Annotated in this window: 12 protein-coding genes and 4 tRNA genes; 13 read left to right on the top strand and 3 right to left on the bottom strand. The window is 39.3% G+C overall.

The window, feature by feature from the left end:
• Window positions 1-19: 19 nt before the first annotated feature.
• Complete coding sequence (pgeF, locus tag D7V20_RS06015; protein WP_120383410.1) at window positions 20-760, bottom strand: peptidoglycan editing factor PgeF; 741 nt, start codon at window positions 758-760, stop codon at window positions 20-22.
• 37 nt (window positions 761-797) lie between these two features.
• Entirely contained in the window at window positions 798-1,850 is a 1,053-nt protein-coding gene (rluD, locus tag D7V20_RS06010) for a 23S rRNA pseudouridine(1911/1915/1917) synthase RluD (protein ID WP_120383409.1), read from the bottom strand.
• A 71-nt stretch (window positions 1,851-1,921) separates the two neighbouring features.
• Between rluD and D7V20_RS06005 the strand changes: the two genes are divergently transcribed.
• On the top strand, window positions 1,922-2,938 hold the full coding sequence (locus tag D7V20_RS06005; protein WP_120383408.1) for an outer membrane protein assembly factor BamD: 1,017 nt from the start codon (window positions 1,922-1,924) through the stop codon (window positions 2,936-2,938).
• Window positions 2,939-3,062: 124 nt separating this feature from the next.
• Window positions 3,063-4,961: a DNA primase gene (locus tag D7V20_RS06000; RefSeq protein WP_120383407.1), complete on the top strand. Its 1,899-nt coding sequence runs from the start codon at window positions 3,063-3,065 to the stop codon at window positions 4,959-4,961.
• Window positions 4,962-5,074: 113 nt separating this feature from the next.
• Here D7V20_RS06000 and hemA read toward each other — a convergent pair whose 3' ends face one another.
• A complete protein-coding gene (gene hemA / locus D7V20_RS05995) occupies window positions 5,075-6,364 on the bottom strand; it encodes a glutamyl-tRNA reductase (RefSeq protein ID WP_120383406.1) in 1,290 nt (429 codons plus the stop codon).
• An 80-nt stretch (window positions 6,365-6,444) separates the two neighbouring features.
• Here hemA and D7V20_RS05990 point away from each other — a divergent pair, with 80 nt between their 5' ends.
• The 11 genes from D7V20_RS05990 (at window position 6,445) to panD (ending at window position 12,604) form a co-directional block, all read left to right on the top strand.
• Window positions 6,445-8,157 carry a tetratricopeptide repeat protein gene (locus D7V20_RS05990; RefSeq protein ID WP_120383405.1) on the top strand — a complete coding sequence of 571 codons (1,713 nt, stop codon included), beginning with the start codon at window positions 6,445-6,447 and terminating at the stop codon, window positions 8,155-8,157.
• 9 nt (window positions 8,158-8,166) lie between these two features.
• Complete coding sequence (gene lolB / locus D7V20_RS05985; RefSeq protein ID WP_120383404.1) at window positions 8,167-8,781, top strand: lipoprotein insertase outer membrane protein LolB; 615 nt, start codon at window positions 8,167-8,169, stop codon at window positions 8,779-8,781.
• 21 nt (window positions 8,782-8,802) lie between these two features.
• Complete coding sequence (gene ispE / locus D7V20_RS05980) at window positions 8,803-9,630, top strand: 4-(cytidine 5'-diphospho)-2-C-methyl-D-erythritol kinase (RefSeq protein ID WP_120383403.1); 828 nt, start codon at window positions 8,803-8,805, stop codon at window positions 9,628-9,630.
• Between the two features lie 4 nt (window positions 9,631-9,634).
• A tRNA-Gln gene (locus D7V20_RS05975) sits at window positions 9,635-9,709 on the top strand.
• Between the two features lie 29 nt (window positions 9,710-9,738).
• Window positions 9,739-9,813, top strand: a tRNA-Gln gene (locus D7V20_RS05970).
• A gap of 20 nt (window positions 9,814-9,833) precedes the next feature.
• Window positions 9,834-9,908, top strand: a tRNA-Gln gene (locus D7V20_RS05965).
• A gap of 103 nt (window positions 9,909-10,011) precedes the next feature.
• Window positions 10,012-10,086: transfer RNA gene (locus D7V20_RS05960), tRNA-Gln, on the top strand.
• A 36-nt stretch (window positions 10,087-10,122) separates the two neighbouring features.
• Window positions 10,123-11,076 (top strand): ribose-phosphate pyrophosphokinase, encoded by a 954-nt coding sequence (locus D7V20_RS05955; RefSeq protein WP_004722497.1) that lies wholly within the window; start codon window positions 10,123-10,125, stop codon window positions 11,074-11,076.
• A 97-nt stretch (window positions 11,077-11,173) separates the two neighbouring features.
• The gene (rplY, locus tag D7V20_RS05950) at window positions 11,174-11,470 is read left to right on the top strand and encodes a 50S ribosomal protein L25 (RefSeq protein ID WP_120383402.1); all 297 of its coding nucleotides are present in this window, start codon (window positions 11,174-11,176) and stop codon (window positions 11,468-11,470) included.
• A 20-nt stretch (window positions 11,471-11,490) separates the two neighbouring features.
• Window positions 11,491-12,069 (top strand): aminoacyl-tRNA hydrolase, encoded by a 579-nt coding sequence (gene pth, locus D7V20_RS05945; protein WP_120383401.1) that lies wholly within the window; start codon window positions 11,491-11,493, stop codon window positions 12,067-12,069.
• Window positions 12,070-12,223: 154 nt separating this feature from the next.
• Window positions 12,224-12,604, top strand: a complete 381-nt coding sequence (gene panD / locus D7V20_RS05940) for an aspartate 1-decarboxylase (RefSeq protein WP_089603796.1) — start codon at window positions 12,224-12,226, stop codon at window positions 12,602-12,604.
• Window positions 12,605-12,663 lie beyond the last annotated feature (59 nt).

Below are 12,663 nucleotides of genomic sequence, written 5' to 3'. Positions count from 1 at the left end.
TTAGTCAAGTTTAACAGCTTCAAGACATAAACACGAATGTTGCCATACGACCTGTTTTGGCATGACGTCGATAAGAATAGTAATCTTGTTCTTGACGATAAGAACATTGATCACCACCCAGAACTGTTGCTACACCATGTTGATTTAGAATAAAACGTGCAATCGCATACAGATCTGCATAATATTTACCTTCTTGCTCACCCGCTTGAAAAGCTGTAGCTAATGCAGCATATTTTGAACAAAAAGCATCTTTCACTTCTGCCCCGACCTCAAAACAAGGCTGACTAATTGCAGCGCCTAACCATGCCCATGTCGGTTTTGAACGCATTTCTGCAATGGTATTTTCAACAATACCACCTGCCAAACCACGCCACCCTGCATGCAAATTGGCAACTTCGCTACCATCCGCATTGCCTAAAACCACAGGTAAGCAATCCGCAGTCATCATCATTAACGCATGACCTTTTTTTTGTGTCACTAAACCATCACCAACCAGTGCTACTAAATGCATTGCTTCGTTGACGGTATGACAGATTGTACTATGGGTTTGCGTCATCCAAGTGATTTTAGTGACACCGAACTCTGCAAATTCATCTAATAAGGCCATACGATGACTTTGAACACGCTTCGGATCATCATTCACATGCAATGCCAAATTAAAACCATCAAGCTCAGATTGCTCCGAAGCCAAAGCTTTAGGATGCTGAATATGTGTCTGTCCGACAAATACACCTTGTGGTAATCCCTGAACAAATTGCATGTGCTTTGTGATCCTTTTATTCAATTCACTTTTTCAATTAATAGGCTTTATTTTCTGAACGTAAAACATCCAACAGTTCAATAAAGTCTTGTGGCCATGGGGCTTCAAACATCATTTCTTGCTTGGTTTGCGGATGAATCAAACCTAATTTTGATGCATGTAAGGCTTGACGTTTAAAACCACGCAAAGCACTGGCTAGTTTTTCAGAAGCACCAGCGGGTACTTTCACACGACTCACATAGACAGGATCACCCACCAAAGGAAACCCAATATAAGTGAAATGAACACGAATTTGATGCGTACGTCCAGTTTCAAGCTGTGCTTGAACACGAGTAAAGTGTTGAAAACGTTCTTTAACATTATAATGCGTTACCGCATCACGGCCACCCGGTAAGATGGCCATTTTTACACGATCTACAGGATGGCGTTTAATTGGCTCATCAATTTTACCGCCTGCAATCATCGTTCCATAACAAATCAAGTCATAGACCCGATAAACCGTTTTCTTGGCCAATTGCTTACTAAGTGAAAATTGTGCTTCTAAATTCTTCGCAACAACCAATAAGCCACTGGTATCTTTATCGATACGATGGACTAAACCTGCGCGTGTTAACTCGGCTGATTTTGGATAATGATAAAGCAATGCATTGACCAATGTACCATTCGGATTACCCGCGCCTGGATGAACAACCATACCAACAGGTTTATTAATCACCATGATATCTGCATCTTCATAGATGATATCTAAAGGAATATTTTCAGGTTGTGCCGAAGTTTGAGTTTCAAGTTCAACTTCAAGTGTCAGTATTTCATTGCCTTCACACTTATATTTGGGTTTGACAATGTTACCATTTACCAACAAATGGCCATCCTTCATCCACTGTTTAAGTTTTTCACGGGAAAACTCATTCCAAACTGTTGCTGCAACTTGATCTATACGTTGCCCTAAATAGCTGTCATCCAGTTGAAATTGCAACGATAAACGTGTTGCAGTCGGCGCAGAATTATGATTATCTGCATCCTCAGAATCTTCAAGTAAATTGAAATCATTTTCTGAGAGATTAGAATTAGAAGAGTGTGCTGAAGTCATTTGCTCATTCGGACAAAAGTGGTTTAATAGCGCAATTGTAGCCTATTGCCCGTATAAACAGAGGAATTTTTATGTCGCTACCACGTTATAAAGTCACAATGCTTGCTTTAACTGTAGGCTTAGCAACAGCTTTTGTAGGTTGTAGCAGCAATCCTAAGAAAGATGTTGTGGATACAGGACCGCAATCTAGCGAGCAAATTTATTACAAAAAAGCGATGAAATCCCTAGATAATGGACAATATGGCGACGCTGCAAAATCTTTAGAGGCGATTGATACTTATTATCCGACTGGTCAATATGCACAACAAGCTCAACTCGAACTCATTTATACAAAATTCAAGCAAAAAGATTATGAAGGCACAATTGCACTTGCTGATCGTTTTATTCGTTTAAACCCTCAACATCCAAACTTGGACTATGCCTACTATGTTCGTGGTGTCGCCAATATGGAACAAAACTATGATGGTTTATTACGTTATACATCATTAAAACAAGCACATCGTGATGTAGGCTATTTAAAAGTTGCTTATCAAAACTTTGTAGATTTGATTCGTCGCTATCCTTCGAGCCAATACTCTGTAGATGCAGCGCAACGAATGAAATTTATTGGTCAGGAATTGGCTGAAAGTGAAATGAATGCCGCGCGTTTCAATATTCAACGTAAAGCTTACTTGGCTGCGATTGAACGTTCTCAATGGGTTTTAGAACATTACCCACAAACACCTCAAATTCCTGAAGCTCTAGCAACGATTGCTTACGGTTATGACAAACTGGGCGATAATGCTACTTCTCAGCAATATATTGAAGTACTCAAGAAAAATTATCCTAATTTGGTTAAATCCAATGGTGAAGTAAATCTACGTGCTGCACGTAGAGAAGCAAGCTGGGTGAACCGAGCTACTTTAGGTATTTTTGGCCGTGGTGATAAAGCAGAAATTGCCAAAGAAGCGCCTACACAGGCAACCACTGAACAAGAAGCAAGTCTGTTAAATAAAGTAACTTTTGGTTTATTGGATCGTCCAAATCGTCCAGTTTCAAGTGAGCCAGCACGTGCAGATGAAAGCTTATATGATGGTCAACGCAAATAATCATATGTAAGTGAACGACAGATTAAGACGGGTTTTTGCCCGTCTTTTTTATGCATAGATATTTTTCAATTTCAAACTAAGGTACACTTTGCCTTTGTAATTATGTATTCATTTTGGCTTTTCTATGGCAATTCCTCAGCATACTATTGATCAAATTCTCGATCGCACCGACATTGTCGAGCTGATTGGTCAACGTGTGAAATTGAAAAAGACAGGTCGCACCTATTCAGGATGCTGTCCTTTTCATCAGGAAAAATCGCCTTCTTTTCACGTTTATCGTGATAAGCAGTACTACCACTGCTTCGGTTGCCAAGCCAATGGTAATGCTATTCGCTTTCTTATGGATATTGATAATCGTAACTTTATCGATGTGATGAAGGAGTTATCAAGCCATACAGGTGTGGAACTTCCCAAAGATAATCACGACAATAAAAAACTGTCTTATAAGCGTGAAGCCGTAAAACCACAGCCAAAAACTGAACTAAAAACAGCAGATTCACAAGCTGCTCAAATCCCTCATGAACCTGCTTCATCTATTGATATTGACCCATTTGAAGCATTTCAAAATTATTCAGACTTTGACAACTTTGATCCAGCTCAATTTGGTGATGAAGGCTTTCATCAAGCACCGATTGATGGCAACCTATATGATTTACTTGAAAATATTGCTCAATTTTATGAACGCCAACTGCCGAATAGTAAAACGGCTCAACAGTATTTTAGACACCGTGGATTAAGCACTGAAACCATTCAATATTGGCGTTTAGGTTATGCACCTGAAGATTGGCAACATTTAGAAAAAGCCTTTCCACAAGACGTTGAAGGCTTAAAACTGCTCGGATTGATTCGCACCAGCGATAGTGGTCGTGATTTTGATCTTTTAAGAGATCGGGTCATATTTCCGATTCGAGACAGCAAAGGTCGTGTCGTCGGTTTTGGTGGTCGTGCGCTCAATGATGAAATAAAGCCTAAATACATTAACTCACCTGACTCTGAAGTCTTTCATAAAAACCAACTGCTTTATGGTCTGTATGAAGGTCGTAAAGATCGAGCGCAAAATTGGCTCATGGTTGAAGGATATATGGATGTCATTGCCCTACAGCAAAACGGTATTTCAGGTGCTGTGGCGACACTGGGAACGGCCAGTAACGCAGATCATTTAAATATTCTGTTTAAACAGAATAGTCAAATTACCATTGCATTTGACGGTGATGCAGCGGGTCAAAAGGCAGCTCGCCGCACTTTAGAAATCGCCCTACCGTTACTCAATGATGGACGAGAACTCAAATTCTTTGTATTGCCTAAAGAACATGATCCAGATTCTTTGATTCGTAAAGAAGGTTTAGAAACATTCAACCGCTTATGGCAACAATCACCATTATTGTCAGATTTTGTATTTGCCTTACTCAGTCAAAATTACGAAATTGCTACGCCTGAAGGTAAAAGTCAGGTCATGGCTGAACTGAATCAATTGACTGAATTACTGCCAAAACAAGGTTCATATCGTTATTTATTGCGGCAATTTTTTAAGGAAAAACTTGGCTTTAATAAAAAATGGCAACCTCAAATCAGCTTGGATGCCACGCTGTCTTTTAAGCAAAATATGGGCAATGAAGAGTTTGCAATCGCTATTTTAATGCAACACCCTTTTTTGTATATCCATTTTGAAGTTTTACGCGCTTTTATCGATCCTAATGAGTTATTGGCACAAATTTTAGCGGTATTTGATCGTATTTTTGATGAATTACCCGATGATCAGGAATTGGCGACCTATTATATTTTAGGCGCATGCAGTGCCTATCATTTAGAATTGTCAGATATTATGCAACGTACCAATATTCAGGCATTTACCGAAGCACCTGAAATGGCAGATAAATTGGCTTCTGACTATTCATTAGCCCTTCAAGAAAAATATCTAAAACAGAAACTTAAATCACCCATTTCTTTAAGTGAATCACGTAATTTACGTAAGCAACTCAATGAACTTACTCGACAGATCAGTTTAAAACTCGTGCATAACTAATGTGCTTTTTTAAACTTTTACGATAAAGATGAGACGGTTATTATTTGAAGAATAGAAGTTTTACAGATTAACCGTGCCTCCCATAGAGACTTTAATCATAAAGACTTAAAATATTATTTTAAATTCTTTGGCTTTCTTTCTTGTTCAAAAATATCCTGAATTTTTTCTTTAAGCCATTCAAAATGTGAAGGATCATCTTCTTGAGCAGCTTGACGTAAAATAATGGACGTCGGATGTAATAATTTTTGCGTCAAACGATGTGAAAAGTCTTCCAAAACATGCTGAGCATCTTCACCTGCTTGAATCCGCTCCAAAGCATCAGCCAGTTCATGCTGACTTTGTATTTCGCCATGCTCTCTAAATTGCTGAATTGTGCTGCCTGCTTGGTGAATTCTTTGATGGGTAATCAATTGCGTAACCAATTGATTGACCATGACTTCAGCTTCAACAGCAGCTTGACGACGATGTGCTAAATTTTCATCAATCACACTTTGTAAATCATCAACACCGTACAGATACACCCCATCCAAACTTTCAACTTTTGGATCAATATCCCGAGGTACTGCCAAATCGACCATGAGCATCTGTTGATAACGACGCTTTTTTAATGCAGCTTTAACATCTTGATAAGCAATCACTTGATGCAAACTGCCTGTACAGCTTGAAATCACATCAGCACGATATAAATTTTCAGCAAGTTCTGCGAATGGAATAATTTCAACTTCAACACGATGTGCAATTTCTTGCGCCAAATGTTCAGCACGTTCAACACTTCGATTACAAATTAGAATCTTCGCAACGCCCATTTCTGCCAAATGCTTAGCAACCAAACTGTTCATTTCACCTGCAGCAACCACCATAACAGTCAGTTGGCTAGGTTTACTAAAGACTTGTAGCGCAAGCTGAGCAACGGCATAACCCATTGAAACCGCATGGCTACCCACTGCTGTTTCAGAGCGCACACGTTTGGCTGCGTAAAATGCATATTCAAAAATTTGACTTAAATTCTGAGAAACAATGTCAGCATCTTTGGCTAAAGCCAAGGCAGTTTTGACTTGTCCGAGAATTTGAGGCTCACCTAACATCAGTGAATCTAAACCACTCGCCACGCGCATAAGATGTGAAATCGCATCTGTATTTTCATAACGATATACATGATTTGACAATTGCTTTACATCAATACCGTTGGTTTCGGCGAGCCAATGCAATACCATATCAGCATTTTCAGCCATGGCATAAACTTCGGTACGATTACAGGTAGAAACCACCACCATGTCGTTTAAATTTTGTTGATTACTTTGTTGTGCAAGTAAATCTTTCAATCGCTCTGGATTAAAAGCAACATGTTCTCGCAACTCAACAGAAGCTGTTTGATGGTTGACACCCAATGCAAAGAAAGACATATCAGATCATCATTTCGCTAAATTTATGCTATTGTGCAATAACGGTGTCATAGAAAGCATTACTTGGATTCGGAAAAAAATTGCGTCAAATAAACAACCGCTTAAGCGGCTCGACAATTAAGCAATATTCTACCACATTCTTACTTGTAGGTAGCATGGCTTCTAGTGCTCATATTAGAGCATCTGGAGAATATTATCATACAAAATATAATACCAATGCATTAAAACAAAGCATTATTGCTGAATTTTCACTGGCTTATCATGATCGTGCAACCGCATTACACAACTACACTGTCCTTGCGATTCGCAGCAACTCAACCACGATTAAACAACGTGCGCTGAATGTTGCAATTGAACAAAATGATTTACAGGCAGCTTTGGATATTGCCACACACTGGGTGGTGCAAGAACCTGAGGATGTCCCAGCAAAATTTTATTTAGCGCATATTGCGCTTAAATCACATGAATATGAATTGGCTGCGGAAACATTAGATAGTATTTTAAATATTGACCAAAATGCTGATCTTGAAAAGATTTTAGAAGGTATTTCACCTGAGTCTGAAGAAGATCGTCAAAACTTGCTCAATACATTGAGAGCCAGTAAAGAAAAAGACAATCCCTCAGTTTTAATTCTAATCGCAGGTTTAGAAGCGCAAAACAATGAAATTGAACAGGCTTTAAAAACAGTCAATAAAGCCTTGCGTAAACGCCCTAAAGTTACTGGCTTCATCCTCATGAAAGCCAATTTACTTGAAGCTTTAGGCGATCAAGAAGCGACCTTAAATTGGTACGAACGTAGCAGTAAAAAGAACAAATATAATCTCGATATTCGTTTGGCTGAAGTGAAATATCTCATCAAAATACAACAGGATGAGTTGGCTTTAAGCAAGCTGGAAAAAATTATTGAAAATTGGCCTGATGCGGAAGAAGCCCTGTTTATTGCAGGATTAACTGCAATTGACTTAAAAAAACTTGATCAAGCTGAACAATATTTGGTTGAGTTACGCTATTCCTCTCGTTATCAAAATGAGGCCTATTTCTATCTCGCTGTAAATGCAGTGAAAAAACAAAATGAAGAAACTGCAAAAGCTTACTATCGCTTAGTCGACGGTAATTTATATACCGTATCACGCCGTAACTTGATTTCGATTTATGAACATCAAGGTAAAATGAACGATGCATTGCGTTTTTTAACTCAAGAACGTGTGAATTATCCGCAACATGCAAGTTTTTTATATCAAGCTCAAGCTGAAATTTTAAAACGTATGGGCAATAAAACAGCCGCTTTACGACTATTGAATGAGGCTGTGAAAAACCTGCCTGATGATCCTGAAATTTTATATTCAGAAGTATTGCTCTTAGATCCTTTTGAAGATCGTGATCGCTTAGACAAAGCCTTAAAACAATTGTTAATTTTGGAACCCAATAGTCCAACGTATTTGAATGCATACGCTTATACATTGGCGTTACAAAACCGACGCCTAAATGAAGCAAGATCTTATGCAGAGCATGCTTTAGAATTTGCACCCGAACAAGCTTCGATTTTAGATACGCTCGGCTACATCACATTTTTACAAAATGACTTTGAAACATCTTCGCAAATCTTAGCCAAAGCTTATCATTTGAGTCATAGCATTAATATTGGTGTGCGATACGCAAAATCGTTGTACATGCAAGGTTCTTTAGCGCAATTTAATGAAGTGTTACAACAACTCAAACAAAATCATCCAAATGATCCTCAATTAAATCAATTAGATTCATTAATATTACCGCAACATATTAAAAAGAGTTAATGACCCTTTATGCGCAATTTCAAACATATTGCTTTTCCCTTTATCGCAATCAGCAGTCTCGTTTTTACAGGTTGTCAACACGTGGTCAAACCCACACAAACGACACCAACCTTAGAAGCACCAAATACTGCGACAGCTGATATTGCAATAGAAAAACCCACAAACCAATTTAATTTAGAAGGGAAAATTGGCGTAAAAACACCTAAGCAATCTGGTAGCGCATTTTATACATGGGTACAAGATCAACAAGATTTTAATATTCAATTGAATGGTATTTTAGGTATTGGTAAAACCATTATTGAAGGTAAATCAGGCGAAGTGACGCTGAATAGTTCAAAGACGGGCTTAATTTCAGCAACAAGCCCTGAACAACTTTTAGAAAAAGCAACAGGTTGGGTTGCACCAATCACGCATATTGTCAGCTGGGTTCAAGCCGTACCTGCGACTGAAAATGCACAAATCCTTCGAGATGATACACAACGAATTTCCAAAATTATTGAAGATGGTTGGGCTGTTGATTTGAGTTATAATGATCAAGCTAAATTACCCAACAAGTTGATTTTAAAACAACAACTTGAAGCAGATCAGGAAAACCGTATTACAATGGTTATTCAAAATCGTTAATTTATTTAAGTTCTCAAGACTATGATTCGAGTTCCCTCGCCTGCTAAATTGAATCTATTTTTGCACATCACAGGCCGTCGTGAAAATGGCTACCATGAATTGCAAAGCATTTTTCAACTGATTGATTTGTTTGATTGGCTTGAATTCACTCAAACGGATGATTCTGCTATTCACATTGAAGGCTTAAATGAAGTTGATCAAGAACAGAATTTAATCTACAAAGCCATTCACATCTTAAAACCTTATGCGAAAAATATTTCAGGGTTAAATGTGCGCATTGAAAAAAATATTCCAATGGGTGCAGGCTTAGGAGGGGGGTCATCCAATGCTGCAACGACCCTGATTGTTGTTAATCAACTTTGGCAATGTGGTTTAAATACTGATCAACTGGCTGAACTTGGCGTAAAGTTAGGTGCAGATGTCCCTATTTTTGTTCATGGTCGTAATGCATGGGCAGAAGGGATTGGCGAACACTTAACATTCATAGACTTAGATCAAAAACAATACATTGTGTTAAAACCTGACTGTTTTATCAGCACTCAGCTACTTTTTTCGCAAAAAACATTGACAAGAGATACGAAGCCTACTAAATTTTGCGCCTATCAGCTAAAGCCATCTAATTTTGGAAATAACTTTGAGCCGCTGGCAAGAAGTTTATATCCGGAAGTCGATGAAGCCATGCAATACTTAGATCAGTTCGGTAAAGCAAAGCTTACAGGTACAGGTGCTTGTGTTTTTGTTGAAATCACTGAACAAATGAAGATTGATGATATTTTAAATCATTCACCCTGCAAAGCCTACATGGTCAGTAGTTTGAATGAATCACCACTCATTCATTTTAAAGTGTAATGATAGGGGCGTCGCCAAGTGGTAAGGCACCGGGTTTTGATCTCGGCATCCGTTGGTTCGAATCCAGCCGCCCCTGCCATCATTTTCATCTGTAGATCGTTGTATTTTAGGGGCGTCGCCAAGTGGTAAGGCACCGGGTTTTGATCTCGGCATCCGTTGGTTCGAATCCAGCCGCCCCTGCCATTAAATACAACATCAAATTTAGGGGCGTCGCCAAGTGGTAAGGCACCGGGTTTTGATCTCGGCATCCGTTGGTTCGAATCCAGCCGCCCCTGCCATTTTCAAGTTCAAAAGACAGAACAATTTATTGGTTATTCTAACTTGGTTTTTTATTAAAAACCTTGACAGATAACAGTAAAAATATTAAAGTTCTGCCGCATTAGGGGCGTCGCCAAGTGGTAAGGCACCGGGTTTTGATCTCGGCATCCGTTGGTTCGAATCCAGCCGCCCCTGCCATCTAATTTCAAATTTGCCAACCGCCAAGGGTGCTTCATGCCCAATCTTGTCGTTTTTAGTGGAACTGCACATCCACAATTCGCCCAAAAAGTCGTTAGCCATTTGCACATCCCATTGGGTGCTGCTGCTGTAGGTAAATTTTCTGATGGTGAAATCACTGTCGAAATTACTGAAAACGTGCGTGGTAAAGACGTATTTATCGTACAACCGACTTGTGCCCCAACGAATGATAACCTGATGGAAATCTTAGTTATGGCAGACGCTTTGCGTCGTGCAAGTGCGGGTCGTATTACAGCTGTGATTCCTTACTTCGGTTATGCACGCCAAGACCGTCGTCCTCGTTCAACTCGTGTTCCAATCACAGCTAAAGTTGTTGCAGACATGCTAACAACTGTTGGGATTGACCGTGTTGTCATGATCGACTTGCATGCAGACCAAATCCAAGGCTTCTTCGATATTCCTGTAGATAACATCTACGGTACACCTGCTTTACTTGCTGACTTGCGTCAACAACAACATCACAACCTGATGGTGGTTTCACCTGACGTTGGCGGTGTAGTTCGTGCACGTGCTGTTGCAAAACAGATGGGTGATATCGATCTTGCAATTATTGATAAACGCCGTCAAAAAGCGAATGAATCACAAGTGATGCATTTGATTGGTGATGTACGTGATCGTGACTGTGTCATTGTTGATGACATGGTGGATACTGCAGGTACTTTGTGTAAAGCTGCTGATGCATTGAAAACTTTCGGTGCTCGCAAAGTTGTTGCTTATGCAACACACCCAGTACTTTCAGGTAAAGCGCTTGAAAATTTAAGCAAATCTGTCATTGATGAGTTGGTTGTCACTGACACCATCCCATTATCAGATGAAGCTTTAAAACTTGGTAAGATTCGCCAAGTTTCTGTAGCAAGTATGGTTGCAGAAACAATTCGTCGTATTAACAACGAAGAATCTATTAGCGCGATGTTCGATTCTTATCTATAATAGCGCAAATTTTCAAAGCCCTACCCTTTGGTGGGGCTTTCTATCACTGGACTGGTCGAAAGTTCAGTTTAATTAAACTCAATGAGGAAATGTCATCATGGCAAACTTCGTATTAAATGCAGTAGCACGTGAAGAAGCAGTTCAAGGGAAAGGTTCGAGCCGCCGCCTTCGTCTGCAAAATAAAGTTCCAGCAATCATCTATGGTGGTGCTGCTGAGCCTGTAGCTGTAACTTTAGAGCTTCGTGAACTTGTTAAAGCTTTAGAAAGCAATGCTTTCTTTGAAGAAGTAATTGAAGTAAACATCGACGGTAAAGTTGAAAGCGTTAAAATCCAAGCTTTACAACGTCACCCAGCTAAAAACACACCATTGCACGCTGACTTCAAACGCGCATAAGTGTTTAATGGTGTAAATGAGTGAGTAAACTTTCACTGATTATTGGTTTGGGTAATCCCGGTTCGGAATATGCCCAAACCCGCCATAATGCAGGCTTTTGGTTCGTAGAACGCCTTGCAGAGCAATATGGCATTCATTTAAAAACTGATTCAAAATATAAAGGAATCAGTGGTCGTGGTAATATTGAAGGTCAAGACGTTCGTCTGTTGTTACCGACAACCTTCATGAACCTTTCTGGTCAAAGTGTTGTACCTTTTGCCAAATTCTATCAAATTAAACCTGAAGAAATGCTCATTGCCCATGACGAACTGGATATGGATCCAGGTGTTATTCGTCTGAAAACAGGTGGTGGACATGGTGGTCACAATGGTCTACGTGACATTGTCCCGCATATCGGTTCTAATTTTCACCGCTTACGCATAGGCATAGGGCATCCAGGCGCGAAAGAAAAAGTTTCTGGACATGTTTTAGGTAAAGCGCCAAGCAGTGAACAAAAATTGATGGATGATGCAATACATCATGCTTTGGGTAGAACAAAATTATTGATTAATGGCGAGATTCAACAAGCAATGAATCAAATCAATGCTTATAAGCCTTAATTTTGATCCGTAAAAAATATTCTTTGTTAAACAATTTTCCTTGCCATGATACATTTTTAAGAGCAAAATGCGCTTTCTAATGCATCCTCCTTATTGAAAATTGTTAGATAAACACCATATAACAATTGTAAGGGCTACTCTGGAGACGCTAATCATGCTATCTCGTTTATTAAAAGCAAAAATCCACCGTTGTGTTGTTACGCAAGCAGAATTACATTATGAAGGTTCTTGTGCAATTGACGGTACTCTTTTGGATTTAGCTGGTATCCGCGAATATGAAGAAATTCACATTTGGAACGTGACAAATGGTAAGCGCTTCACAACTTATGCAATTCGTGGCGAAGAAGGTTCTGGCATCATTTCTGTCAATGGTGGTGCTGCACATCAAGCGGATGTCGGCGATTTATTGATTATTGCGACATTTGGCGATTTCAGCAATGCTGAAGCTGATGCACATAAACCACGTTTGGTATATGCAAACCCGAACAATACAGTGAATCACACTGCAAACTGTATTCCTGTTCAAGTTGCTTAAATTGTAGATTGTACAGTCACAAAAAATCCGCTTAATGCGGATTTTTTTATAACAATAAA

The sequence above is a fragment of the Acinetobacter rongchengensis genome, assembly GCF_003611475.1.
GTDB classification, from domain to species: Bacteria; Pseudomonadota; Gammaproteobacteria; order Pseudomonadales; family Moraxellaceae; genus Acinetobacter; species Acinetobacter rongchengensis.
This window is presented reverse-complemented; position numbering and strand designations above follow the sequence as displayed.

What these genes read in the sequence shown, in the direction of transcription:
- rluD (WP_120383409.1), bottom strand. Translation starts at nt 1,850, where the DNA reads ATGACTTCAGCACACTCTTCTAATTCTAATCTCTCAGAAAATGATTTC.
- ispE (WP_120383403.1), top strand. Translation starts at nt 8,803, where the DNA reads ATGATTCGAGTTCCCTCGCCTGCTAAATTGAATCTATTTTTGCACATC.
- D7V20_RS05955 (WP_004722497.1), top strand. Translation starts at nt 10,123, where the DNA reads ATGCCCAATCTTGTCGTTTTTAGTGGAACTGCACATCCACAATTCGCC.
- rplY (WP_120383402.1), top strand. Translation starts at nt 11,174, where the DNA reads ATGGCAAACTTCGTATTAAATGCAGTAGCACGTGAAGAAGCAGTTCAA.
- D7V20_RS06005 (WP_120383408.1), top strand. Translation starts at nt 1,922, where the DNA reads ATGTCGCTACCACGTTATAAAGTCACAATGCTTGCTTTAACTGTAGGC.
- D7V20_RS06000 (WP_120383407.1), top strand. Translation starts at nt 3,063, where the DNA reads ATGGCAATTCCTCAGCATACTATTGATCAAATTCTCGATCGCACCGAC.
- pgeF (WP_120383410.1), bottom strand. Translation starts at nt 760, where the DNA reads ATGCAATTTGTTCAGGGATTACCACAAGGTGTATTTGTCGGACAGACA.
- panD (WP_089603796.1), top strand. Translation starts at nt 12,224, where the DNA reads ATGCTATCTCGTTTATTAAAAGCAAAAATCCACCGTTGTGTTGTTACG.
- hemA (WP_120383406.1), bottom strand. Translation starts at nt 6,364, where the DNA reads ATGTCTTTCTTTGCATTGGGTGTCAACCATCAAACAGCTTCTGTTGAG.
- lolB (WP_120383404.1), top strand. Translation starts at nt 8,167, where the DNA reads ATGCGCAATTTCAAACATATTGCTTTTCCCTTTATCGCAATCAGCAGT.